Below are 23,707 nucleotides of genomic sequence, written 5' to 3' on the forward strand. Positions count from 1 at the left end.
CATCAGAGCAAAGGGCGGAGCAACTGTGAAGGGCTTCCGCAGCAGAAATCTGACTGACTGTCAGAAAACTCTTGTACTGGCCGCCCGACTCCTGCAACCTGTTCTCGTTCCGCAGACGGGAGGACGGCACATGGGCGGCACCGAACACCTCACCGTGCGACGCGAAGGCGCCACACTGGTGCTCACCCTCAACAGGCCCGAGGCGAGGAACGCGCTCTCGCTGCCCCTGCTCGTCGGCCTGTACGACGGCTGGTTGGAGGCGGACGAGGACGACACGGTCCGCTCGGTCGTGCTCACCGGCGCGGGCGGCACCTTCTGCGCCGGCATGGACCTCAAGGCGCTGGCCGGCCAGGGCATGACCGGCGAGCACCACCGGGACCGCCTCAAGGCCGACCCCGACCTGCACTGGAAGGCGATGCTGCGCCACCATCGCCCCCGCAAACCGGTGATCGCCGCCGTCGAGGGGTACTGCGTGGCGGGCGGCACCGAGATCCTCCAGGGCACCGACATCCGCGTCGCGGGCGAGTCGGCGACGTTCGGCCTCTTCGAGGTCCGCCGCGGACTGTTCCCGATCGGCGGCTCCACCGTCCGCCTGCAGCGCCAGATCCCGCGCACCCACGCCCTGGAGATGCTGCTCACCGGCCGCCCCTACACCGCCCGGGAGGCCGCCGCCGTCGGCCTGATCGGGCACGTCGTCCCCGACGGCACCGCCCTCGCCAAGGCGCTCGAGATCGCCGAACAGATCAACGCCTGCGCGCCGCTGGCCGTCGAGGCGGTCAAGGCGTCGGTGTACGAGACCGCCGACATGACCGAGACCGACGGCCTCGCGGCCGAACTCGCGCGCGGCTGGCCGGTCTTCGACACCGCCGACGCCAAGGAGGGCGCCCGAGCCTTCGCGGAGAAGCGGCCCCCCGTCTACAAACGCGCCTGACGACCGGCGACCCCGCGCGCCGACGGGCGACGCCCCGCCCCTCGCGCGCCCGGTCCGCGACGGCCCCCACGCGCCCGACCCGTTGAAGGAGACCGGGCATGCCCGAAGTCCTCAAGGCCCCCCTCACCCTCGAATTCCCCTTCACCCGCTCCCTCGGCCCGGTCCAGAGCGCCTTCCTCACCGGACTGCGCGAACGCGTCGTCCTCGGCGTCAGGACCGGCGACGGCCGCACCCTCGTCCCGCCCGTCGAGTACGACCCGGTCACCGCCGAGGAGATCCGCGACCTCGTCGAGGTCGCCCCCACCGGCACGGTCACCACCTGGGCCTGGAACCACCGGCCCCGCCGCGGACAGCCCCTGGACACCCCCTTCGCCTGGGTCCTGGTCCGCCTGGACGGCGCCGACACCGCCCTCCTGCACGCCCTCGACGCCCCCGGCCCCGACGCCGTCCGCACCGGCATGCGCGTCCGCGTCCGCTGGGCCCGGGAGCGCACGGGGGCCATCACGGACATCGCCTGCTTCGAGCCGTACGACGGCGCGGCGGTCCCGCCCGGCGGCCACACCGGCGAGTTCGCCGACCCGGTCACCGGCATCGTGGCCCCCGCCCGCCTCGACTACAGCTACTCGCCCGGCCGCGCCCAGACCGCCTACATCACCGCCCTGGCCGGCCGGCGGACCGTCGGCGAGCGCTGCCCGTCCTGCCGCAAGGTGTACGTCCCGCCCAGGGGCGCCTGCCCCACCTGCGGCGTCGCCACCGCGGAACAGGTCGAGGTCGGCCCGCGCGGCACCGTCACCACCTTCTGCATCGTCAACATCAAGGCGAAGAACCTCGACATAGAGGTCCCCTACGTCTACGGCCACATCGCCCTCGACGGCGCCGACCTCGCGCTGCACGGCCGCATCGGCGGCATCCCGTACGACCAGGTGCGGATGGGCCTGCGGGTGGAACCGGTGTGGACCGACGGGGCCCGCTACCCCGACCACTACCGGCCCACCGGCGAGCCCGACGCGGACTACGAGACGTACAAGGAGCTGCTGTGACGCGAGGAGCTGGTGTGACAAGAGGAGCTGCTGGGACGCGGGACATCGCGGTCGTCGCCTTCGCGCAGACCGGCCACCGCCGCACCACCGACGACCTCTCCGAGGTCGAGATGCTCATGCCGGTGCTGCACGACGTCCTCGGACAGACCGGCCTGAAGACCGCCGACATCGGCTTCACCTGCTCCGGCTCCAGCGACTACCTCGCCGGCCGCGCCTTCTCCTTCACTCTCGCCCTCGACGGCGTCGGCGCCTGGCCGCCGATCTCCGAGTCGCACGTCGAGACGGACGGCGCCTGGGCCCTGTACGAGGCCTGGACGAAACTGCTCACCGGCGACGCGGACACCGCCCTCGTCTACTCCTACGGCAAGTCCTCGCCCGGCCCGCTGCGCGACGTCCTGACCCGGCAGCTCGACCCCTACTACGTGGCCCCCCTCTGGCCCGACTCCGTCGCCCTGGCCGCCCTCCAGGCGCAGGCGCTGATCGACGCCGGACAGACCGACGAGCCCGCGCTCGCCGCCGTCGCCGCGCGCAGCCGCGCGGACGCGGCCGGCAACCCGCACGCCCAGCTGCGCGGCCCGCAACCGCAGGGCGACTACCTGGTACGTCCGCTGCGCACCGGCGACTGCCCGCCCATCGGCGACGGCGCCGCCGCGGTGATCCTCGCGGCGGGGGAGCGGGCCCGGGAGCTGTGCCCGCGGCCGGCCTGGATCCGCGGCATCGACCACCGCGTCGAGGCGCACAGCCTCGGCGTGCGCGACCTGACCGACTCGCCCTCCACCCGGCTGGCGGCCGAACACGCCGGCGCCTTCGAACGGCCCGTCGACACCGCCGAACTGCACGCGCCGTTCACCTCCCAGGAGGTCGTCCTGCGCAAGGCGCTGCGGCTCGGCGACGGCGTACGCGTCAACCCGTCCGGCGGCGCCCTCGCCGCCAACCCGGTCATGGCCGCCGGGCTGATCCGCGTCGGCGAGGCCGCCGCCGCCGTCCACCGCGGCGAGTCCGACCGGGCCCTGGCCCACGCCACGTCCGGACCCTGTCTCCAGCAGAACCTGGTCGCCGTACTCGAAGGGGAGCCCCGATGAGCAAGGAGCCCGTGGCCGTCGTGGGCGTCGGCCAGACCCGGCACGCGGCGGCCCGCCGTGACGTGTCGATCGCCGGACTCGTCCGGGAGGCGGCCCGGCGCGCCCTGGACGACGCCGAGCTGACGTGGGCCGACGTGGACGCCGTCGTCATCGGCAAGGCGCCCGACTTCTTCGAGGGCGTGATGATGCCCGAGCTGTACCTCGCCGACGCCCTCGGCGCGGTCGGCAAGCCGATCCTGCGGGTGCACACCGCGGGCTCGGTCGGCGGCTCCACCGCCCTCGTCGCCGCGGGCCTCGTCGCCGCCCGGGTCCACGGCACCGTGCTGACCCTGGCCTTCGAGAAACAGTCCGAGTCGAACGCCATGTGGGGCCTGTCGCTGCCGATCCCGTTCCAGCAGCCCCTGCTGGCGGGCGCGGGCGGCTTCTTCGCCCCGCACGTGCGCGCGTACATCCGGCGCAGCGGCGCCCCCGACACGGTCGGCTCGCTGGTGGCGTACAAGGACCGGCGCAACGCGCTGAAGAACCCCTACGCGCACCTGCACGAACACGACATCACCCTGGAGAAGGTCCAGGCGTCGCCCATGCTGTGGGACCCCATCCGCTACTCCGAGACCTGCCCGTCCTCCGACGGCGCCTGCGCGATGGTGCTGACCGACCGCGCGGGGGCGGCCCGCGCCCCGCGCCCCGTCGCCTGGATGCACGGCGGCGCGATGCGCAGCGAGCCCACCCTCTTCGCCGGCAAGGACGCCGTGTCGCCGCGGGCCGGCCGGGACTGCGCCGCCGACGTCTACCGGCAGGCCGGCATCGCCGACCCGCGCCGGGACATCGACGCCGTCGAGATGTACGTGCCGTTCTCCTGGTACGAGCCCATGTGGCTGGAGAACCTCGGCTTCGCCGACGAGGGCGAGGGCTGGAAGCTCACCGAGTCGGGGGTGACCGAACTGGACGGCGACCTGCCGGTCAACATGTCGGGCGGCGTTCTCTCCAGCAATCCCATCGGCGCCTCCGGCATGATCCGCTTCGCGGAGGCGGCCCTCCAGGTCCGCGGACAGGCCGGGGAACACCAGGTTCCGGGGGCCCGGCGGGCGCTCGGGCACGCCTACGGCGGCGGATCGCAGTTCTTCTCGATGTGGCTGGTCGGCTCGGAGCCGCCCGACTCCTGACCGGCTCGGCGAAGCGCCCCCTCAGGTGGCCTGTCGGTGGCCGGAGCCGCTCGCTAGGCTGGCCGCGGACGACGCAAATCGGGAGGAGCACGGACGTGGCCGAGAGCACCATCCAGCAGCAGCCGCTGGCGGGCTGGGACAAGCCGGAGCTTGACCTCAGCAACGCCGACTGGCACTCGAGCAGCCGTGGCCTGGGAGATGTCCAGATCGCCTTCGTCGAGGGATTCATCGCGATGCGCAACAGCGGCCGCCCGGAGAGCCCTTCCTTGATCTTCACCCCCGCGGAATGGGGGGCCTTCGTGTCGGGCGCCAGGGAGGGTGAATTCGACCTCACGTGAACCGGTGGCGGTGTTCCGCCCGGATTTCCGGACACGCGACCTTCAGCACTCTCCCGGGGCCGTGCCTGAGCGAGGCTGGTTCCGGGGGAAAGGCCGCAACCCGGAGACGAGGTACCCATGAACACCCTGCCGGTCATCGCGGCGGTCGACGGTTCCGACGACAGCCTGCGCGCCCTGGACTGGGCCCTGGACGCGGCCCGCAGGCGCGGGGCGCCGCTGCGGGTGGCCCACGTGCGGCAGTACGCCGCCTGGGCCCGGCCCGACCTCCTGGCCGTCGGTCCGTCGGACGCGGAGCCGGATCCCGTGCTCGACCAGGTCCGCACCCGCCTGGCGGGACGGACCGGCGGCCCGGACGTCGAGTACGTCGGGCTCGACGGCCCCACCGGTGTCCTGCTGCCCGGACTGGGCTCCGGCGCACAGTTGCTGGTGCTCGGTTCCCGGGGCCGCGGCGGCTTCGCGAGTCTGCTGCTCGGCTCCAACGGCATGGCCGCCGCCCGCGACGCGGAGTGCCCCGTCGTCGTGGTGCCACGGCCCGGACGCGTGGTGCACGGCGACGACGGCCCGCCCGAGCCGGGCCCCCGGGTGGTCGTCGGTCTCCAGGCCGACGGCCCCGACGAGGCCACCCTCGCCTTCGCCTTCACCGAGGCCGCCCTGCGCGGCGCCGTGCTCCAGGTGATCGCCGCCTACTCCTGGCCGGTGCAGACCCTGGTGGCCCCCGGCGAGCTGCTGCCCCCGGTGGTCGGCCAGGAAGCCGTCGAGGCGGAGACCCGCAGCCTCGCCGAGGGCTTCCTCGCCCCGCACCGCGCCCGGCACCCCGACGTCCGCGCGGTGATCCACACGCCGGCCGGGGACGCGGCCGGCCACCTGGTCGCCGCCTCCAGGGACGCCGAACTCGTCGTCGTGGGCCGCCACCGGCGCCGCCTGCTGGCCCCCGCCCGCATGATGGGCTCGGTCACCCAGGCCGTCCTGCTGCACGCGGCCGGCCCGGTCGCGGTGGTGCCTCCCGCACCCGTCACGGAGGAGTGAGACGGCCGTCGCGGCCCAGGGGCGGGGCGGTCGCGCATGCCCGGGACCGGGCGCTCGCGGATCCCCGGGCCGGGGCGGTCGCGGACGTCACCGCCGGGGACCGTCGCGGGCCCTGTCGATCACCGCCGGGGACCGTCGCGGATTCCGTCGACGGGCCGTCGCCGAGACCACCGTGGAACGTCCCCGTCCCACTTCGGTCAGTAACGGTCGCGGCGGGACGCCGGGCACGCTCGAGGCGTACGCTGAGGTGCCTGTGGATCACGGTACGCGCCCGCTTCCCGCGCGGGCGCACCACCGTGACAGGGGGTACATCATGGTGCGGCACGCTGCGCGGAACAGCAGAACCCTGTTCGAACGGGACAGTGAACTCGCTGCCGTCGACGAGGCGTTGGGTGAACTCGCCGGCCTGCGCCCGGACGGCGCCGAGCCCGCGGGACGGCCCGGCGGCGGCCTGCTCGCCTTCGCCGGACGCGCCGGTCTGGGCAAGACGACCCTCCTCGCCGAGATCCGCCGCCGCGCGGCCGCGAAGGGCTGCACCGTGCTCTCCGCCCGCGGCGGCGACCAGGAGCAGCGCGTCGCCTTCCACGTCGCCCGCCAGCTCCTGCAACCGCAGCTCGCCGGCTCGTCTGAGTCCGAACTGCGTGCCTCGCTGGGCAGTTGGTACGACATCGTCGGCCCCGCACTCGGCCTGTGCGCCCCCACCGACGGCGCCCCGCCCGACCAGCAGGGCCTGCGCGACGGCCTCGACTGGGTGCTCACCCACCTCGCGGTGCAGCGCGCCCCCATGGTTGTCGTCCTCGACGACGCCCACTGGGCCGACCCGGAGTCCCTGCGCTGGCTGGCCGGCTTCGCGCCCCGCGCCGAGCAACTGCCGCTGCTGCTCGTCGTCGCCTACCGGCCCGACGAACTCCCCGACCACGCCCAGTCGTTCCGCGGCCTGCCGGGCCGCGCCGGCGGCCGGCCCATCGGCCTGGAGCCGCTCAGCGCCGCCGCCGTCGCCCGCCTCGTCCGGGAGACGCTCGGCGCGCACGCCGACGACGCGTTCTGCCGCGAGTGCTGGGCCGTCACCGGCGGCAGCCCGTTCGAGACCGTCGAGCTCGTCGCCAAGGTCCGCGACCGCGGCCTCACCCCGACCGGGACCGGCGCGCACCTGCTGCGCGACCTGGCCGCCGCCGTCAAGGGCAGCGGCCTCGTCGACCGTCTCGACCGCCTCGGCGCGTCCACCGTCCGCTTCGCCTGGGCCTGCGCCGTCCTCGGCACCGAGATACGCCCCCGGCTGGCCGCCGCCGTCGCCGGACTCGGCCACGAGGAGGCCGCCGACGCCGCCGACGCCCTGCGCGGCGCCCGCATCCTGACCGGCGTCGACACCCTGGAGTTCGTCCATCCGCTGATCGCCACCGCCGTCTACCGGGCCATCCCGCCCGGCGTCCGTGTCGCCCTGCACGGCCAGGCCGCCTGGTGCGTCATCGACGACGGACAGGGCCCCTCCGCCGCCGCCCGCCACCTCCTGGAGACCCACCCCGAGGGCGACCCCTGGGTGGTGCGGCAACTGCGCGCCGCCGCCGTGGAGAACCTCCGTGCCGGCGCCCCCGACGCCGCCCGCAGCTACCTGGCCCGGGCCCTGAGCGAACCCCCGGCCCCCGGGGAGCGGGCCGCCGTCCTGTACGAACTGGGCAGCGCCTCCCTGCTCACCGAGCCGGCCACCACCGTCAACCACCTGCGGGCCGCCCTCGAGCAGCCCATCGCCGACGCCCGCCTGCGGCAGAACATCGTCTACCGGCTCTCCCAGGTCCTCGCCCACAGCGACCGCCTCGCCGAGGCGTCCGAGACCCTCGCCCGCGAGACCCGCACCACCGACGACGCCCGGGTCAGACTGCGCATGCTCGCCGAGCAGTTCATGTGGGACGCCTTCCGCGCCGACGAACCCGACCACCCCTCCCGCTCCCGCCGCCTCGCCCGGCTCGCCGACCGCCTGCACGGCCGCGACCTCACCGAGCGCTACATCATCGGCCTGCGCGCCTGGGACGCGATCCTGCGCGGGGAGCGCGCCCAGACCGCCGTGCGCCACGCCGAACGCGCCCTCGCCGGCGGACTCTGCTGGGCCGAGGCCGACCGCGGCTTCGAGGTGCCCGTCCTGGTCGCCCTGGCCTTCATGTACGCCGACCGCCCCGGCCGCACCGAGGAACTCTTCGAGACCGGCATCGCCGACTACGAACGCCGCGGCTGGCGCGGCGGCCACATGTCCTTCGCCTGGACGCTGCTCGGCTACGTCCGCTACCGGCGCGGCCGGCTCGCCGAGGCCGAGGAGTTGGTGCGCGACGGGCTCCGGCTCGCCGAACGCGTCGGCCCCGGCACCCCCGCCCACTGGTACGCCGTCGGCATCCTCGTCGAGGTACTGCTCGCCCGCGGCCGCGTCGACGAGGCCGCGCGGACCGCCGACGACTACGGCTTCGCGAAGCCCTTCCCGTCCGCGGTGGTCTTCCCCGACGTCCAGACCGTCTACGGCGAACTCCTGCTCGCCTGCGGCCGGACCGAGGACGCCGCCGCCGAACTGGCCGCCGCCGGACGCCGGTTGGACCCGCGCGGCATCCGCAACCCCGCATGGTGCCCCTGGCAGCTCCACCTCGCCCGCGCCGAGAGCCACCACGACCCCGAGCGCGCGGCCGCCACCGCCCTCGAAGCGCTCGCCCGCGCCCGCCAGTTCGGCACCCCGTCCGCCGTCGGACAGGCCCTGCGCACCGCCGCCGAGGTGTCCCCGGGCGCGATGCGGGTGAAGTATCTGGAGGAGTCCGTCGCCCACCTGGAACGCTCCCCGGCCGCCTGTGAACTGGCCCGCGCGCTCGTCGCCCTCGGCACCGAACTGCGCCGCACCGGCCGCCCGGCGGACGCCGCCGAGCACCTCCACCGCGGGCTCGACACCGCCCTGCACTGCGGCGCCGACGGCCTCGCCGAGACGGCCCGCACCGAACTCGCCGCGGCCGGACTGCGCCCGCGCCGGCCGCACCCGACCGGGACGGACACCCTCGACACCCTCACCGCCCGCGAGCGCGCCGCCGCCGACCTCGCGGCCCGGGGCCGCACCGAGCCGCAGATCGCGCGGGAACTGGGCACCGAGGAGGCGGAGGTGGTCCGCCTGCTGTCCGCGGTGTACCGGAAGGTCGGCACGGAAAGCACCGGCCTGGCCGCGGCGCTCCAGCCGACCTGACACCACCCGACTGACACCGGACGGCCTGACTCCAGCCGACCCGACACCGCCCGGCCCGCCGATCCGGCGGCCTGCCCGACCCCTGGCCTGAGGCCCGCCCCGGCCACGACCGGCCGGCCCGCAGCAGCTGACCGGCCCGCAGTGTCCGGTGGTTCGCCCTGTCCGACGGCCCGTCGCGGCCGGCCGGGGCAGCGTCCCGTCCGTCGGCCACGGTCTCTCGGCCCGTAGGCCCGGCCGGTCTGCTGCACCCGACGGCCGCCCTGTGCGCCGGTTCGTCGCGGCCGGCCGGTGTGCGACGCGCCGGGGTGACCCGTCCGTCCGCCATGGTCTCTCGGCCCGTAGGTCTCCCCGGCCTGCCGCCCCCCAACGGCCGGCCAGTGTCCGAAGACCGCCCGCGACCCGTCCGTCCGCCGCCGTCCCCCGGACCGCGGGGCCGCCCCGTCCGCCCGGTCTGCCGCCCCCCAACGGCCGGTCGGGCCGCCGGGTCCGGCGGCCCGACCCGTCGTGGCTCGTCGGTCCGGCCCGCGATCGCCCGTCCGTCTTGGTCCGTGGCCCGTCGGCCTTGGTCCGTGGCCCGTCCGCCTTCGTCCGTGGCCCGTCCGCCGGGCCCGGAGAGCCGGTCCGCCCGTCGCCTGCGGGACCCGTCCGGCGCGGTGCGCCGGGTCGCCGCGGGACGCGTGCCGGTGACGTCCCAGGCCAGGCGTCACCGAGCGGCTCCGTGGCCGTACCATGGGCGGCATGTCGTTCCTCCGCCGCCGCAGCGCCACTCCCGCCGGGCCCGACTTCGACGTTCTGGCCATGGACCCGGGCGACTGGCCCGGCAATCTCGGCGCCGGGCTGCTGCCCGCCCCCGACGGCACCTGCCAGGGCGTCTTCCTGCGCTACGACCTGTTCGGCGGCCGTGGGCCCGCAATGATCATCGGCAACCTGCCCGAGGGCTCCCCGGCCCGCGAGGTCGCCGAGGGAGAGGTCCCCTTCGAGGTGGGCCAGCTGCTCCTCGCCCTGGAGAACGACGAGGAGGTGACCGTCGTCGGCGTCGAGGACGTCCCGGTGATGCAGGGCGACAACCTGCTGATCGTGCGCCGCCTGAAGCTCTCCGAGAGCCGCATCTCCTGCGTGCAGTTCGACCGCAGCGACAACGTCCTGGTGACCATCGCCGCCTGGGACCGCCCGATCACCGACGACCTGTACGCCCTGCTGAAGCCGCTCCCGGCGGAGCTTTTCCAGCAGGGCTGACCCGGGCTACGAACCGGCCGGCACGACCCGCACGTCGGCGGCGCGCACGAACGCCACCCGGTGCCCGAACTGGATCTCGTAGTACAGGTCCTCGCCGGCCACCACCCGGTGGGAGTCGGTGGTGTAGGTGACGGCGTAGTAGTACTCGCCCGGCACCTCGTCACCGACCACGTACCGCTGCCCCTGAGGCAGGGTGTACGGCAGCGGCGAGACCGCCTGCGCGGGCACCCCCGCCGGGTAGGCCGACGCCTCCGGGTAGGCGCGCCCGTACACCGGAACGCTGTCCACGCCGTCCTTGGGCATCACGACCAGGCCCGAGGCCGGAACCGCCGTCGGGTTCTGCCGCGGGTTCCGGAACCAGGCCTTCTGGCCGAGGTACCAGATCGCCGTCCAGTCGCCGTAGTGGTCCGCGACCGCGTACTGCTGGCCGGTGGAGACCCGTGAGCCCACGTCGTTGACGTCGATGGTGGAGTCGGCGCCCTTGTGCAGGCCCACGTCCTTGATCAGCGCGGAGTTCTCGTCGTGGTCGGAGTACAGCCGCACCTCGCTGGAGCCGTGCGCCGCGCAGGGCTCGCCCTTGGTGACGCAGCCGGTGTACACCGGCTGGTTGGCCGCGTAGTCGGGCAGGATCGTCACCAGGCCGCCGCCCTTGCCGGCGGTGGGCCTGAAGGGGTGCCCGAGCAGCGCGAAGTAGTGCCGCCAGTCCCAGTACGGGCCCGGGTCGGTGTGCATGCCGGGGACGGTCGACGTGGTCGGGCCGGGCACGTTGTCGTGGCCGAGGATGTGCTGCCGGTCCAGCGGGATGCGGTACTTCGCCGCGAGGTAGCGCACCAGCCGCGCCGACGACCGGTACATCGCCTCCGTGTACCAGGCGTCCGGCGAGGCGAGGAAGCCCTCGTGCTCCAGGCCGATCGACTTGGCGTTGACGTACCAATTGCCCGCGTGCCAGGCCACGTCCTTCGCCTTCACGTGCTGGGCGATGTGACCGTCCGTGGAGCGCAGCGTGTAGTTCCACGACACGTACGTCGGGTCCTGCACCAGGTTCAGCACGCCGTCCCAGGAGCCCTCGGTGTCGTGGATGACGAGGTACCTGATGCTCTGCGAGGCGGGCCGGTCGCCCAGGTCGTGGTTGCCGTAGTCGCCGTCTCCGAACTCCTCGTACGGCGCCGGGATCCACTCGCAGGACACCGACTTCGGGCACTCGGTGCCGTCGGCGGACACCGTGCGCAGACCCGTCTCGCCGAGCTGCGCGGTGTCGGGGGCCACGCCGGGCCGGGCGGCGAGCACGACCCGCTGCCCGGCGTCGGTGGTGCGCTCCTCGCCGGTGCGCAGCACGGCGTACACGTCGTTCGCGTACGCCGCGGCGGTCGCCGTGTCGTCCGCGCCCGAGAAGCGGGCCACCGCCCCGTACCAGTCGGCCGGGTCGTCGCTGAGCGGCTCGCCGAGGTCCCGCTGAGCGGCGGCCAGCAGCGCGGCGCCGCCGGCCACGTTGGCCTCCTCGTCGGTGCGCAGCTCCTGGGCCGGGATGCCGGTCAGCTCGGCCGCCTTCGGCAACGTCTTCAGGCGGGCCGGGAGTTCGGAGTCCGCGGGCACCTCGGTGCCGGGGTGCAGGGCCGGGCGGGCGCTGTCGCCGCGGGCGTCCTCGGTGCCCTCGCTGTGGTGCGGGGCCCCGGCGAGGGCGGTGCGGGCGTCGGTGAGGTGCATGGGGCCGTAGCCGCCGGTCACGCTCGGCGCCCCGTCGTGGGCGTCCCAGCGCGACTGCAGGTAGGAGACGGCCAGCAGCACGCTCTGCGGGACGTGGTACTCGGCGGACGCGTCCGCGAACGCCTGTTGCAGCCGGTCCGCTGAGGGCTGCGCCTGGGGCGGGGCCGCGCCCAGCAACGGGAGCAGCAGCGCCGCGCACGCGAGCGCGCCCGCGGTGGTGCGGGCGCGTCGGTGACCGGGCGCGGGTATGGGGGCGGGGGCGGATCCTCGCAATGCGGCCTCCTGGGAAGGACGGGCGTGGCGGGGCGTGCGGGGCCCAGCGGTCCGTCAGTGGTACCCGTTGGCCCGACGATCCGTCAATCATTCACAGAGGCAGGGGATTTGGCATGTCAACACAAGGATGGCGAGGTTTCGCGGGCGTGGCTCGCGGGCCTGCGGGGCGTCAGTGGCATAGACCAATGGCCGGTGCGAGGCGCCCTGCGCGAGCGGAGGCCCGCAGCGCCCCCCCGGGTGCCTTCCAGGGGTGCGCTGCGGGCCTCCGGGCGCTTTCCGGGGGTGCGCTACGGGCCTCCGCCCCGTTTCAGCGGGTGCCGACCGCCGCCCGGACGGCCCGCCGGGCCAGCTGGCAGTCGTCGTGCAGCCGCCTGAGGACAAGCCGCTGTTCCTCGCCGGACGCAACGGCGCCGGGGTGGGCCGCCGTCGGTGCCGGGGCCGCCTCGTGCATCGACCGCTGCACGGCCGTCTCGTAGGTCCGGATCTCGCGGGTCAGCACGAGCATCAGGTTCACCAGGAACGCGTCGCGGGAGGCCGGTCCGGCGGACTGCGCGAGCTGGCTGATCTGGCGGCGGGCCACCGGGGCGTCGCCGAGGACCGACCACAGCGTCGCCAGGTCGTACCCCGGCAGGTACCAGCCCGCGCGCTCCCAGTCCACCAGCACCGGGCCGGCCGGGGAGAGCAGGATGTTCGACAGCAGGGCGTCCCCGTGGCAGAACTGGCCCATGCCCTGCCGGCCCGCCGCGTGGGCGATGCCGTGCAGCAGCTTCTGCAGGTCGCCCATGTCCCGGTCGGTCAGCAGCCCCAGCTCGTGGTACCGGGTGATGCGGTCCGCGTAGTCGAGCGGGGCGTCGAAGACGCCCGCCGGGGGCCTCCAGGCGTTCAGCCGGCAGACCGCGCCGAGCGCGGCCCTGATGTCCGCGCGCGGCGGGGCCTCCGCCGGGTGCCGCTGGAGCGCCGCCGCCCGCCCCGGCATCCGCTCGATCACCAGGATGCAGTTGTCCGGGTCCGCCGCGATCAGTCTCGGTACGCGCACCGGTGGGCGGTTCCGGACGAACGAGCGGTATGACGCTATTTCGTGATGGATCCGCTCCGCCCAGGTGGGTGAGTGGTCCAGTAAGCACTTGGCGACCGCCGTGCTGCGTCCGGTCGTGCCGACCAGGAGCAGGGACCGCCCGCTGCGGCGCAGCACCTGGACCGGGGCGAACTCCGGGCAGATCCGGTGCACCGACGCGATCGCCGAGCGCAGCTGGGCGCCCTGGGGGCCGGACAAGTCGAGTCTCCCGCTGAGCGGTTGGGCGCCGATCCCCGGGGCGCGCCGCGTCCGGCCCGCGCCGAGCACGGGAGCCGCCTGGCGCGCGGCGGGGGCGAGGTAGGGGCCGCCGGCCCCCGGGCGGGGGAGCAGCGGCCGGGGCGGGGCGGACACGGAGGACGATGCTGCGTACATGTGCTGGACAGGTCCCTTCGTGTGCCTGCGACGTCTGCGCGCCGCCCGGCCCGGCGGCCCGGACACACCCTGGGGAATGAGTCCGTACAACCGGGTGGCCGCCGGGTCGGGATGGCGCGTTCCTACCTGACACCCGATGCGCAGTGGCACACCATCTGGCGCACCCTGGCGAACCCTGGCGAATAGTCGCCCGGCATGTCTGCCGGGGCTACTGTCAACTCAGCCGAGAACCTGGGGGCTTGACGTGAGCGGACAACCCAACACCCGTCTGGCGGACCTGTTCGGCTTGGCCGGCTGGTCCAAGGGCGAACTCGCGAGGCTGGTCAACCGGCAGGCGGCGGCCACGGGCCACCCCCAGCTGGCGACCGACACCTCCCGGGTGCGGCGTTGGATCGACATGGGAGAGATCCCGCGCGATCCGGTACCGCGGGTGCTGGCGGCCCTGTTCACCGAGCGTCTCGGCCGTGTCGTGACCATCGAGGACCTCGGTCTGGTCCGGCACGGGCGTGCGGGTAAACGGCAGCACGGCGGGAGCGCGGAACATCCCGACGGAGTGCCGTGGGCGCCCGAACGGACCGCCGAGGTCCTCACCGAATTCACGGGAATGGACCTCATGCTCAACCGACGCGGCTTGGTGGGCGCGGGTGCCGCGCTCGCCGCGGGATCAGCACTCAGCGACGCCATGTACGACTGGCTCCGCACCGATCCGGCCCTCAGGGCCGACGCCCCCCGATCCGACCATCCCCTGCACGCCGACCCCGCTGGGTACGACCGTTACGAGGCCGCCCCCATCGGGTCGCAGGAGATCGAGGAACTGGAGGGCTCGGTCGAGGTGTTCCGGGCCTGGGACGCGGCTCGCGGCGGCGGGCTGCAACGCAAGGCGGTCGTGGGCCAGCTCAACGAGGTGGGCGGCATGCTCGCCTACCGTCACCCCGACCATCTCCAGCGGCGCCTGTGGGGCGTCGCCGCCAACCTGGCCGTCCTCGCGGGCTGGATGTCGCACGACGTCGGCCTGGAGCCCACGGCCCAGAAGTACTTCGTCATCGCCGCCCACGCGGCGAGAGAGGGCGGTGACCGGCCGCGCGCCGGGGAGGCACTGTCCCGGGCGGCCCGCCAGATGGTCCACCTGGGCCGGCCCGACGACGCACTGGATCTGATGAAGCTGGCCAAGGCCGGCTCCGGCGACGAGGTGCTGCCCCGCACCAAGGCGATGCTCTTCACCATCGAGGCCTGGGCACAGGCCTCGATGGGCAAGGGCCAGGCGATGCGCCGCACCCTCGGGCAGGCGGAGGACCTCTTCGTCTCCGACAAGGGCGACGTGCCGCCGCCGAGCTGGATGCAGATGTTCAAGGAGGAGGACCTGTACGGCATGCAGGCCCTGGCCTACCGCACGCTGGCGGAGTCCGATCCCTCGGCGGCCGTGCACGCGCAGCACTACGCGGAGAAGGCCCTGGCCCTGCGGGTGGACGGGCGGCAGCGGTCGAAGATCTTCGACTTCCTGTCGATGGCCTCCGCCTGCTTCATCGCGGACGATCCCGAACAGGCGGACCGGTACGCGCGCCTGGCGCTGATGTCGATGGGGTCCAACTCCTCCCACCGCACGTGGGACCGGCTGCGTCAGATGTACCGACTCACCGCCCAGTACTCCGGCTACCCGAAGGTCAACGAGCTGCGGGAGGAGATCCGGCTGGCGCTGCCGAAGCAGGCGAAGGGGGGTGACAGCGCCCGGGCGTAGGGGGACCGGCGCCGCCTCCGGTCACCTGAGCACCCTGGCCACGAGCACGCACGCGTCGTCGTCGCGCTCGCTCTCGCCGAACTCCGTCACGACCAGCCGCACGCAGTCCTGTGCGGTGCGGGCCTCGGCGAACCGGGGGGCCAGGCCGAGCAGCGGGTCCGGGGCCGCCGTTCCTTCCGCGCTCCCGGCTTCGCCCGCGCGGGGGGACCCGCCGTGCCCGGGCACCAGCCCGCCGGTGTACAGCAGGAGCACGTCGCCCACCTCGAGGGTCTCCTCGGCCTGCCCGTAGACGGCACCCGAGGTCGCGCCGAGCGGGACGCCGTGCGGTGCCGGCAGCCTGCGCCCCGTCCCGCCGCGGTACAGCAGCGGGGCGGGGTGTCCTGCCTGCGCCCAGGTCAGGGTGCGGGTCTCCGGCCGGTAGCGGCAGCAGACGGCGCTGCCCAGGGCGGGCTGGACGGTGGCGTCGAGCAACTGGTTGAGGCAGGACATCAGCCGGCCTGGCGCGGTGCCGGCCACGGCCATCCCGCGTACCGCGCCGAGCAGCGTGGCCATGCCCGAGGCCACGGCGACGCCGTGCCCGATCAGGCCGCCCACGCTCAACAGCGTCTCTTCGCAGGGCAGTTCCAGTGCGTCGTACCAGTCGCCGCCGATCGGGGCGCCGGCCGCGGAGGGCAGGTGGTGGGCGGCCAGGTCCAGGGTCTCGGGCCCTCGGCGCGGGAGCCGCAGGGAGCCGCGCCACGGCGGCAGCACGGCTTCCTGCAGCTCGACCGCAAGCCGGTGCTCGGTCTGCTCGCGCTGCCGGTGGTGCCGGAGCGAGTCACGGGTCTCGCTCACCGCACGCCGGCGGCGGCGCAGTGCACTGACGTCGCGCAGGACGGCCCACATCGAGGCCGTGCCGCCGTCGGTGTCGAGCACCGGCTCGCCCATCATGTGCACGGTGCGTACCTCGCCGTCCGGGTGCACCACGCGGAACTCGCCGTCGATGGGCCTGCCGTCGACGAGGCACTCGGTCACCATCGCGGTCAGCTTCGGCCGGTCCTCGTCGAGCACCAGGGAGGGCAGCTCGTCGAGGGTGAGCGGGGGAGCGGCGGGGTCGCGGCCCAGGATCCGGTACAGCTCCGCCGACCAGCCGGCCTCGTCCGTCAGCAGGTTCCACTCCGCGCTGCCCACCCTGCTGAGCAGCGAGCCGCCGCCATCGGGCGCGGGCGGCACGGCGGCCGACGGCTCGGGCTCGGCGGCCGGGTGGCCGTCCCGCAGTTGCGCCAAGTGGACTCCGAGATCGTCCAGTTGGTGCAGCGCCAGGTCGCACAGCGCTCGCTGCCAGCGGTCCTGCGGGTCCGATCCGTCCCCGTGGGTGTCCCGTCGTACGGCGTCCACGTCTCCCTTGAGCCGCCGCGTCCGCGAGATGAGCGCGTCCACCGAGCCGCGTCCGGGCGGCTGGGCGGCGGGGCGGTCCGCGGAGAGATGGGACGGCATGACGCACTCCGATGCGGGGACGGTACGGCCGGGACTGGCGGAGGGACCGTTACGACTGTTGCACAGCCCGCGACGCGCTGTAAGGGATTTGGCAACACCCGATCCGGTGGTGCTTCTGGCATATGCCACAGTCTTCGCGGGCGGTCCGGCGGCCCCGGTCGCGTACCCGGACGGCAGGTCAAGTCGTAGGCGCGGTACGAGACTTGATGGACCGGCGCGTGGATCGTACGGGTGTTCAAAGGGTTGTCCGGTGGGTGTGCGTTCGACGGGCGGCCGCCTGACCGGGCGGTCACCGAGTCCGGAGTGACGGAGGTCACATCAATTGGTGTGCTCCTGGATGTAATGCAAACGGCACCTGCGAGGTCGTAACACCACACGGCCATCCGGCCGACCTCCGACCCGCAGGGGAGACCGATCCATGGACATCACCCTCGAACAGCCCGCCCGCGGTCGCCTGATCACCGCGGACGAGCTGGAACTCCCCGTCCCGGCCACGCTCCGCTACACCTCCGGGGACCCGCTCGCGGTGCACGTCGACTTCCCGCCCGAGGTCTCCCTGGACGGCACGGGGGTCACCTGGACCTTCGCCCGCAGCCTCCTGGAGGAGGGGCTGTACGGGCCGGCGGGCGGCGGGGACGTGCACCTGTGGCCGTGCGGCCGGGCCCGCACCGTGCTGGAGCTGCACTCGCCGTACGGTCTGGCCCTGCTGCAGTTCGACACGCCCGCCCTGAGCCGGTTCCTGCTGCGCACGTACGCCGTCGTGGCGGCCGGCCAGGAGGACGTCGGCGAGGCCGTCGACCGTGGGCTGAGCGCGTTGTTCGGCAACGTCTGAGGCGGGGCCGGCCCCACCCGGCCCCGCCCGGGCGTGACCTCAGTACCGCAGCACCCCGGCGATCCCCGCGGCGTCGCCCAGGGTGCCGTCCGGCACGAAGCGGACCTCCGCGCCGGTCTCCAGGCACTTCTCCACGATCTCGTCCACGATGTCCTCACGGGCGTCCAGGTCGCCGCTCGCGGCGGGAACCAGGTGGTCGCCGTCGGTGTCGCGCACCGTCACGCGGTAGTCCTCCTCGACGACGAGCAGGCGTACCCGGCCCTCGCGCGCGTTCTGCCACACCTCGTCGACACCGGCCGCGAACGCCTTGCGGCCCCGCGCCGCCACCAGCTCCCCGGCCAGCGCGTCGGTGCTCCGGCGCTCGTTCTCGGCGACGATCGGCCGCACGGCCTGCCACACGGCGTCCGGGCTGCCGTGCGCCAGACCCCCGTGCGGGGCGTGCACGGCCTCCTTGACCACGCCGCCGGCCTCGTCCAGGACCGCCAGGGCGGCCGGTTCGCCGGTGACGTACAGCGGCCGCGGCTGCTCGCGCAGCAGCCTGCCCATGGCGGCGTCGGCCTCGCGCAGGAAGTGGCGGGTGTCCTCGTCGCGGTAGGTGCTCGGCATGTCGCCGATCTGCTCCTGCCGCTCGGCGTCGAAGTTCTCCGGGCGTCTGGTCAGCGGGAAGCCGTCGTCCCGGTGCTCCACGACGCGGTTGACGCCGCCGCTCCACAGCGTGACGCGGTCGGGGGAGACCGACAGCACCCAGAACGGGCGTGCCGCGGCGTGCGCGGAGACGAGGTTGCGGGTCAGGAAGGTGTCCGACAGCACCACCCGCTCCGGCACGGAGCGGGCGAGCGCCCACACCTGGTGCTCTCCCGGGGCGGCGAAGATCGCCAGACCGTCCTCGGCGCGCGACAGGTCCACCTCGGACAGCGCCAGGTCGAGCTGGTGCGTCACATCGGTGCGCCGTTCCCGGGTGACCGCGGGATCGGATTCCAGCTGCCTCCTGGCCTCGGCCACGGCGTTGCGCAGCCGGACCCGGTCCCGGGCGTCCACCGGTCCGCGTCGGCGATGCGTGGGCGTCAGCACGGACACGGCCGGATAGGGGCGGGGGCGTCGCAGCTCGGACAGGGACGTGGGGCTCAGCTCGTGCTCCATGACAGCACGATAGGACCGTTTCGCGAATCGGGCATCAGGGGGCGTAAATGGTGAAACGGTCAAGCCTTCGGGTCTGCTGGTCTACCGGTCTGCCGACGCGTCGGGACGGCCCTTCTCAGGCCGGTCCGCGGCGGGGCGGTCCGCGGGGCCGGTCACCGACACGGTCCCCTGGGCCACGGCGCACAGCGTCTCGGCGCCCGCCGCGTCGGTCGTGCTCAGGTCGCACCGGCACACGACGCGGGTCCGCCCGGCCCGCACCACCCGGGCGTGGGCGCGCAGGATCTCGCCGGTGGCCGGCCGCAGGTAGTCGATGGTGAACCCGGCGGTGATCAGTCCGCTGCCGGCGACCGACCCCGCCGCGAAGGTCAGCGCGTTGTCGGCCGCGTACGCGAGCACTCCGCCGTGGACGAAGCCGTACTGCTGCAACAACTCCTCGCGGATGTCCAGTTCGAGCGTCGCCTCGCCCTCGCCGAACGCCGTCAGGCGGGCGCCGAGCAGCGCGCTGAAGGGCTGGGCCGCGAGCGTCTCGCGGGCCGGTTCCAGACCGAGGGTTCCGGACACGGGGGCTCCTCACTTCACCAGTGAAGTGAGGGTGGCGCGGTCCGGCCGGGTCTGTCAAGATCGGCCCATGTCCGAGCCCGACCAGCGCCTGTTCTTCCTGCTGCAGCGGGCGGCCCACCGGCTGCGCACCACGGCGGACCGGCGCTGTCTCGCGGCCGCCGGGGTCACCACCGCCCAGCTCGGCGCGCTGTTCGCGGTCCACGACCGGCCCGGCATCACCCAGCAGGAACTCGCCCGCACCCTCGGCCTGCGCGAATCCGCCGTCACCGGACTCGTCGGGCGGCTCACCGCGGCGGGCCTGCTGAACAAGCGGGCGCATCCCCGCGAACACCGGGCCGTGGTGCTGGAGCTGAGCGACCGCGGGCACGCCGCCCTGCGGGCCGCGCGACCGGAGATCGACCGCTTCAACACCGAACTGCGGGACCTGCTCGGCGACGACGGTTTCCTCGAGACCGCCGGCGCCCTGGACCGTCTCGCGCACTGGGAGCCCTGACACCCACCCCTCGGCGAGTGACCGCGGTTCCTCAGCCGTCGTCCTGAGCCGTCGTCCTCAGTCGTCGTCGTCCGAGCCGCAGGAACTGCCGTCGGCCGGCAGGGAGCCGTACAGCAGGAACGCGTCGACCTTGCGGTGCACGCACTTGGCGGAGCCGTAACCGGTGTGCCCCTCACCCCTGTTGTCCAGCACGACGGCCGAGGAGCCGAGCCGCTGCGCCGTCTCCACCGTCCAGCGGTACGGCGTCGCCGGGTCGCCCCGCGTGCCGACCAGGAGCATCTTCGGGGTCCGGACGTCGCGCACCTCGTCGCGGATGAAGTCGGTGCCCTTGGGGCGGCCGTAGCACATCAGCACCTCGGTGAGCCGGTAGCGGCCGAACACCGGCGACGCCTCCTCGTACCGGGCACGCAGCCGGCCGAGGTCCCGGGTGATCCGGCCGGCGGTCGGGCGGTCGGGGTCGTCCGCGCAGTTGACCGCCATCAGTGCCGCCGGGAGGTTGTCGACGGGCACGTCCTCCTCGTCGACCAGCCCGCTGTGGTGGGCCTTCCGGGCGGGCACGGCCGTCCCGGCGGAGGCGAAGCCCATGACCGCGCGGGTGTCCCCGTCCTCCAGCAGATCGGCGAGCGCGCGCTCCAGGGAGGGCCAGAGCCGTCTGCTGTAGAGGGCCTGGCCGATGGCGCCCGCGAGATCCTGCCCGGTGAAGCGGCCGCCGAGGCCCATCGGCACCGGGTTCTCGTCCAGCGACCGGACCAGCCGCACCACCTGCTCACGGGCGGCGCGCGGATCGTGCCCGAAGGGGCAGGCGACGTCCTTCGTGCACCAGGTGACGAAGTCCTCCAGGGCCCGCTGCTGCCCCTCGGCGCCCGCCACCCCCTGCTCGGCCAGCGGCTCGGTCAGCGTGTCGACACCGTCGAGGACCAATCGCCCCACTTTGTCGGGGAACTGCGCGGCGTACACCGCGCCGAGCCGGGTGCCGTAGGAGAAGCCGAGGTAGTTGAGCTTCTCGTCGCCGACGGCCTGGCGTATCACGTCCAGGTCGCGGGAGGCGTTCACCGTGCCGATGTGGCGCAGCACGGGCCCCGAGTTGCGGGCGCATGCGGCGGCGGCCTTCCGCAGCAGCTCAAGCCCGGCCTTCGGATCGCTGACGTCCGTGTCCGCGTCGAGTGCGGCCGCGGCTTCCTCGGAGCCGTTGCCGCAGCTGACCGGCGAGGACCTGCCGACGCCGCGCGGGTCGAAGGCCACGACGTTGTAACCGTTCGTCAGCCCCATGAACTCCTTCGCTCCGGCGGCGAGTTCGTTGACGCCCGCGCCGCCCGGGCCGCCGAAGTTCAGTACGACCGAGCCGTGTTTCTTCCCCGTCGCCCGGTAGCGGGCGAGGGCCAGGTCGAGCGTCCCCGCCCGGGGCCTGGCGTAGTCGAGGGGCACGGTGACCTTGCCGCACTGCAGGTCCGTGGGCATGTCCGGTCCGTCGCACCGGGACCAGGCGACCTTCTGGGCGTAGAACCGGGTCAGGTCGGGGCCGGGGCGGCCGGAGGCCGCCGTGGGCAGTCCCGCGCCGAGCAGGGCCAGGCCGACGGCGCCGGTGAGCGCGCAGCGCGGGACGGCGGACCGCCTCGACAGCTTGGCCAGCATCCATGCCTCCAGGGACCGTCGCGGACCGGTGGAACGGCGCCCCTCGCTCACGATAAGTGGACGCCACGGGCCCCGCCTCCGGACGGACGTCCCGGCCCCGGCTGTCCTGCGGAGCCTCCCCACCCACCCGACGGACGTCGGCGCCGACGGGTGACCGGGCGTGTCCCCACGCCGCAATGGCGACCGGCCGCCCGCGCCTGCCCCGCCCGCAACCGCGGCCCGCCGCGCGTGCCTGCCCTGCCGCGGTCCGGCCGGAGGCCGGCGAGGGCGCGGTGCCCGCGTAAAGCCGTTGCCGCCGTACACCCCTCGATGCTGGGGTGACCGTATGGATCGTTCCTCGGTACTCGCGCTCTACGACCGTGACATGCGCGAAGGCGCCCGGCCGGACGGCCCGGACGCCCGCGTGGAGCGGGTCGGCGCCGTCGTCCGCCAGGTCGCCCCGGCGCAGGGCTGGAACGGCGTCGTCTGGTCCGGGCTGGACGCCGCGGACGCGGACGCGGCGATCGCCGGACAGCTCGCGTACTTCACCCGCCTGAGGCGCCCGTGCGAGTGGAAGCTGTACGGGCACGACCTGCCGGTGGACCTCGGCCGGCGGCTGGAGGGCGCCGGGTTCGTGCCCCTGCCGGAGGAGACGCTGATGGTCGCCGAAGCGGCGGACCTCGACCTCGACGCCGGGCCGCCCGCGGGGATCCGGCTGCTGCCCGTCACCGACGCGGCGGGCGTCGGTCTCGCGGCGGACGTGCACCGGAAGGTCTTCGGCGGCGACGGCTCCCGGACGCGCCACCGGTTGCTCGCCCGGCTCACGGCCGCCCCGGACACGCTCGTCGCCGTCGTGGCGCTGGCCGGTGACGAGCCGGTGAGCGCCGCCCGCATGGAGTTGGTGCCCGGCACCCGGTTCGCGGGTCTGTGGGGCGGCGGCACCGTCGAGGAGTGGCGCGGGCGAGGTGTCTACCGGGCCCTGGTCGCCCACCGGGCCCGGGCCGCCGTCGAGCGCGGATACCGCTACCTCCAGGTCGACGCCTCCGCCCGGAGCCGCCCCGTTCTGGAACGCCTCGGCTTCGAGCCGCTGACCACGACCACCCCGTACACGTACACACCGCCCGCCGCCTGACGTGGGCGCGTACTGCCGGGGATGTCACATCCGCGGCCGTCCGGTCCGTCGCAGGGGCATGACGACGAACGGAACGAACCAGCGCATCCTCCTCGCCGGCGCGAGCGGCGTCCTCGGCCGGCACATCACCCGCGCCCTGACCGAGGCGGGCCACGAGGTGACCGGACTCGGGCGGGGGCCCGCTAACGGCGTCCGCGCCGACCTGCTGGACCGCGACGCCCTGCTGCGCGCGGTCGACGGACGGCACTTCGACACCGTGATCCACGCGGCGACGGCCCTGCGCAAGTCGCCCGTGCGGCACCGCGACATGTACGCCACCGACGCGCTGCGCACCGAGGGCACCGCCCACCTCGTCGAGGCCGCGCAGGCCACGGGCGCCCGCCGTTTCGTGAGCGAGTCCATGGTCTTCGGTCACGGCTATGGGGACTTCGGCGACCGCCCCCTCACCGAGGACGACGTCTTCGGACCCCGCGGCACCACGCCGGAACTGGAACGGCACCTCGAAGGCATGCGCGTCAAGGAACAACTCACCCTCTCGGCGCCCGGTCTTGAGGGTGTCGCCCTCCGCTTCGGCCTGTTCTACGGGCCCGGCGGCACCGATGCCCTGCTGCCGTTGCTGCGCAAGCGGCAGTTGCCCGTCCCCGACGACCACGGCCGGGTCCTGCCGTGGGTGGAGCTCACCGACGCGGCGCGCGCGGTGGTGGCGGCGGTGGAACGCGGCCGCCCCGGTCAGGCGTACCACGTCGCGGACCGCACCCCGCTCGGGTTCCGCGCTCATCTCCTGTGCGTGGCGGAGCGGTTCGGGCTGCCCAGGCCGGTGAAGGTGCCGCTGTGGCTGATGCGGCCGATGTCGTACGCGCACGCCGTGATGTCGACGAACCTGCGGGTCTCCACGGCCAAGGCGGAGCGGGAACTGGGCTGGAGCCCCGTCCACCCGTCTCCGCGTGAGGGTCTGGCGGCCCTCGCCCAGGCCGGCTGAGGGCCGGCCGACGGGGGTCGAACGGCGGGCAGCCGAGGACGGCGCGACCGGGCGGACGGGGGGCCGCGCCGTACGCGGCTCGGATGGGGCCGCGCCGCACGCGGTTCGGATGGGGGTCCGTGCCGCACGCCGTGCAACCACACGCCGTGCAATCCGCATGATGGGGCACGCGCCGTCGCCCGGGGGACCGCCTCTCGAGGCGCCGGCATGGCGATCCCCGACGTTCCGGCGCACAGGGTGGAGGCGGCGGGCCCGCCGACCGCCGAGGGGGCTCCGGTCGGCGGGTCCGGGTCCGGGCCGCCC

The 23,707-nt window shown here is 74.4% G+C and carries 19 protein-coding genes; 13 read left to right on the plus strand and 6 right to left on the minus strand.

Features of this window, described 5'->3' with window-relative positions:
- Positions 1–130 precede the first annotated feature (130 nt).
- From ACZ5GT_RS23005 to ACZ5GT_RS23040, 8 genes are all read left to right on the plus strand, one after another.
- On the plus strand, positions 131–931 hold the full coding sequence (locus tag ACZ5GT_RS23005) for a crotonase/enoyl-CoA hydratase family protein (RefSeq protein WP_469028587.1): 801 nt from the start codon (positions 131–133) through the stop codon (positions 929–931).
- Between the two features lie 98 nt (positions 932–1,029).
- Positions 1,030–1,971 carry a Zn-ribbon domain-containing OB-fold protein gene (locus tag ACZ5GT_RS23010; RefSeq protein ID WP_469028593.1) on the plus strand — a complete coding sequence of 314 codons (942 nt, stop codon included), beginning with the start codon at positions 1,030–1,032 and terminating at the stop codon, positions 1,969–1,971.
- Between the two features lie 14 nt (positions 1,972–1,985).
- Positions 1,986–3,053 carry a thiolase domain-containing protein gene (locus tag ACZ5GT_RS23015; RefSeq protein WP_469028599.1) on the plus strand — a complete coding sequence of 356 codons (1,068 nt, stop codon included), beginning with the start codon at positions 1,986–1,988 and terminating at the stop codon, positions 3,051–3,053.
- Positions 3,050–4,216 carry a thiolase domain-containing protein gene (locus ACZ5GT_RS23020; protein ID WP_469028604.1) on the plus strand — a complete coding sequence of 389 codons (1,167 nt, stop codon included), beginning with the start codon at positions 3,050–3,052 and terminating at the stop codon, positions 4,214–4,216. Before ACZ5GT_RS23015 ends, ACZ5GT_RS23020 begins: the two co-directional genes overlap by 4 nt.
- A gap of 95 nt (positions 4,217–4,311) precedes the next feature.
- Complete coding sequence (locus ACZ5GT_RS23025; RefSeq protein WP_150946472.1) at positions 4,312–4,554, plus strand: DUF397 domain-containing protein; 243 nt, start codon at positions 4,312–4,314, stop codon at positions 4,552–4,554.
- 117 nt (positions 4,555–4,671) lie between these two features.
- Positions 4,672–5,580, plus strand: coding sequence for a universal stress protein (locus tag ACZ5GT_RS23030; protein WP_469028608.1), 909 nt, complete (start codon positions 4,672–4,674; stop codon positions 5,578–5,580).
- A gap of 313 nt (positions 5,581–5,893) precedes the next feature.
- The gene (locus ACZ5GT_RS23035; protein ID WP_469028611.1) at positions 5,894–8,785 is read left to right on the plus strand and encodes a helix-turn-helix transcriptional regulator; all 2,892 of its coding nucleotides are present in this window, start codon (positions 5,894–5,896) and stop codon (positions 8,783–8,785) included.
- A gap of 738 nt (positions 8,786–9,523) precedes the next feature.
- On the plus strand, positions 9,524–10,021 hold the full coding sequence (locus ACZ5GT_RS23040; protein WP_469028614.1) for a hypothetical protein: 498 nt from the start codon (positions 9,524–9,526) through the stop codon (positions 10,019–10,021).
- A 6-nt stretch (positions 10,022–10,027) separates the two neighbouring features.
- Here the strand turns inward: ACZ5GT_RS23040 and ACZ5GT_RS23045 are convergent, their stop codons facing one another.
- Together ACZ5GT_RS23045 and ACZ5GT_RS23050 are read right to left on the minus strand one after the other, a co-directional pair.
- The gene (locus tag ACZ5GT_RS23045; protein ID WP_469028616.1) at positions 10,028–11,998 is read right to left on the minus strand and encodes an N-acetylmuramoyl-L-alanine amidase; all 1,971 of its coding nucleotides are present in this window, start codon (positions 11,996–11,998) and stop codon (positions 10,028–10,030) included.
- A gap of 307 nt (positions 11,999–12,305) precedes the next feature.
- Positions 12,306–13,445: an aminoglycoside phosphotransferase family protein gene (locus ACZ5GT_RS23050; RefSeq protein ID WP_469028621.1), complete on the minus strand. Its 1,140-nt coding sequence runs from the start codon at positions 13,443–13,445 to the stop codon at positions 12,306–12,308.
- Between the two features lie 244 nt (positions 13,446–13,689).
- On the opposite strand from ACZ5GT_RS23050, the gene ACZ5GT_RS23055 reads away from it, so the two are divergent.
- On the plus strand, positions 13,690–15,180 hold the full coding sequence (locus tag ACZ5GT_RS23055; RefSeq protein ID WP_469028624.1) for a DNA-binding protein NsdB: 1,491 nt from the start codon (positions 13,690–13,692) through the stop codon (positions 15,178–15,180).
- A gap of 21 nt (positions 15,181–15,201) precedes the next feature.
- Here the strand turns inward: ACZ5GT_RS23055 and ACZ5GT_RS23060 are convergent, their stop codons facing one another.
- Positions 15,202–16,656: a PP2C family protein-serine/threonine phosphatase gene (locus ACZ5GT_RS23060; RefSeq protein ID WP_469028627.1), complete on the minus strand. Its 1,455-nt coding sequence runs from the start codon at positions 16,654–16,656 to the stop codon at positions 15,202–15,204.
- Between the two features lie 418 nt (positions 16,657–17,074).
- Between ACZ5GT_RS23060 and ACZ5GT_RS23065 the strand changes: the two genes are divergently transcribed.
- Positions 17,075–17,488, plus strand: a complete 414-nt coding sequence (locus ACZ5GT_RS23065; RefSeq protein ID WP_469028634.1) for an SsgA family sporulation/cell division regulator — start codon at positions 17,075–17,077, stop codon at positions 17,486–17,488.
- A 39-nt stretch (positions 17,489–17,527) separates the two neighbouring features.
- Here ACZ5GT_RS23065 and ACZ5GT_RS23070 read toward each other — a convergent pair whose 3' ends face one another.
- Both ACZ5GT_RS23070 and ACZ5GT_RS23075 read right to left on the minus strand, forming a co-directional pair.
- Positions 17,528–18,628 (minus strand): baeRF3 domain-containing protein, encoded by a 1,101-nt coding sequence (locus tag ACZ5GT_RS23070; protein WP_469028637.1) that lies wholly within the window; start codon positions 18,626–18,628, stop codon positions 17,528–17,530.
- A gap of 81 nt (positions 18,629–18,709) precedes the next feature.
- Positions 18,710–19,189, minus strand: a complete 480-nt coding sequence (locus ACZ5GT_RS23075) for a PaaI family thioesterase (RefSeq protein ID WP_469028643.1) — start codon at positions 19,187–19,189, stop codon at positions 18,710–18,712.
- A gap of 67 nt (positions 19,190–19,256) precedes the next feature.
- Between ACZ5GT_RS23075 and ACZ5GT_RS23080 the strand changes: the two genes are divergently transcribed.
- Positions 19,257–19,682: a MarR family winged helix-turn-helix transcriptional regulator gene (locus ACZ5GT_RS23080; RefSeq protein ID WP_469028648.1), complete on the plus strand. Its 426-nt coding sequence runs from the start codon at positions 19,257–19,259 to the stop codon at positions 19,680–19,682.
- Positions 19,683–19,739: 57 nt separating this feature from the next.
- On the opposite strand, the gene ACZ5GT_RS23085 is transcribed toward ACZ5GT_RS23080, so the two are convergent.
- Positions 19,740–21,314: an alpha/beta hydrolase gene (locus tag ACZ5GT_RS23085; RefSeq protein ID WP_469028653.1), complete on the minus strand. Its 1,575-nt coding sequence runs from the start codon at positions 21,312–21,314 to the stop codon at positions 19,740–19,742.
- Positions 21,315–21,639: 325 nt separating this feature from the next.
- Between ACZ5GT_RS23085 and ACZ5GT_RS23090 the strand changes: the two genes are divergently transcribed.
- Positions 21,640–22,425, plus strand: a complete 786-nt coding sequence (locus ACZ5GT_RS23090) for a GNAT family N-acetyltransferase (protein ID WP_469028657.1) — start codon at positions 21,640–21,642, stop codon at positions 22,423–22,425.
- 58 nt (positions 22,426–22,483) lie between these two features.
- Complete coding sequence (locus tag ACZ5GT_RS23095) at positions 22,484–23,404, plus strand: NAD-dependent epimerase/dehydratase family protein (RefSeq protein ID WP_469028662.1); 921 nt, start codon at positions 22,484–22,486, stop codon at positions 23,402–23,404.
- Positions 23,405–23,707 lie beyond the last annotated feature (303 nt).

It is taken from the genome of Streptomyces sp. NPDC031340 (genome assembly GCF_055569945.1).

What these genes read in the sequence shown, in the direction of transcription:
- ACZ5GT_RS23005 (WP_469028587.1), top strand. Translation starts at nt 131, where the DNA reads ATGGGCGGCACCGAACACCTCACCGTGCGACGCGAAGGCGCCACACTG.
- ACZ5GT_RS23010 (WP_469028593.1), top strand. Translation starts at nt 1,030, where the DNA reads ATGCCCGAAGTCCTCAAGGCCCCCCTCACCCTCGAATTCCCCTTCACC.
- ACZ5GT_RS23020 (WP_469028604.1), top strand. Translation starts at nt 3,050, where the DNA reads ATGAGCAAGGAGCCCGTGGCCGTCGTGGGCGTCGGCCAGACCCGGCAC.
- ACZ5GT_RS23030 (WP_469028608.1), top strand. Translation starts at nt 4,672, where the DNA reads ATGAACACCCTGCCGGTCATCGCGGCGGTCGACGGTTCCGACGACAGC.
- ACZ5GT_RS23035 (WP_469028611.1), top strand. Translation starts at nt 5,894, where the DNA reads ATGGTGCGGCACGCTGCGCGGAACAGCAGAACCCTGTTCGAACGGGAC.
- ACZ5GT_RS23040 (WP_469028614.1), top strand. Translation starts at nt 9,524, where the DNA reads ATGTCGTTCCTCCGCCGCCGCAGCGCCACTCCCGCCGGGCCCGACTTC.
- ACZ5GT_RS23050 (WP_469028621.1), bottom strand. Translation starts at nt 13,445, where the DNA reads ATGTACGCAGCATCGTCCTCCGTGTCCGCCCCGCCCCGGCCGCTGCTC.
- ACZ5GT_RS23060 (WP_469028627.1), bottom strand. Translation starts at nt 16,656, where the DNA reads ATGCCGTCCCATCTCTCCGCGGACCGCCCCGCCGCCCAGCCGCCCGGA.
- ACZ5GT_RS23065 (WP_469028634.1), top strand. Translation starts at nt 17,075, where the DNA reads ATGGACATCACCCTCGAACAGCCCGCCCGCGGTCGCCTGATCACCGCG.
- ACZ5GT_RS23070 (WP_469028637.1), bottom strand. Translation starts at nt 18,628, where the DNA reads ATGGAGCACGAGCTGAGCCCCACGTCCCTGTCCGAGCTGCGACGCCCC.
- ACZ5GT_RS23080 (WP_469028648.1), top strand. Translation starts at nt 19,257, where the DNA reads ATGTCCGAGCCCGACCAGCGCCTGTTCTTCCTGCTGCAGCGGGCGGCC.
- ACZ5GT_RS23085 (WP_469028653.1), bottom strand. Translation starts at nt 21,314, where the DNA reads ATGCTGGCCAAGCTGTCGAGGCGGTCCGCCGTCCCGCGCTGCGCGCTC.
- ACZ5GT_RS23090 (WP_469028657.1), top strand. Translation starts at nt 21,640, where the DNA reads ATGGATCGTTCCTCGGTACTCGCGCTCTACGACCGTGACATGCGCGAA.
- ACZ5GT_RS23095 (WP_469028662.1), top strand. Translation starts at nt 22,484, where the DNA reads ATGACGACGAACGGAACGAACCAGCGCATCCTCCTCGCCGGCGCGAGC.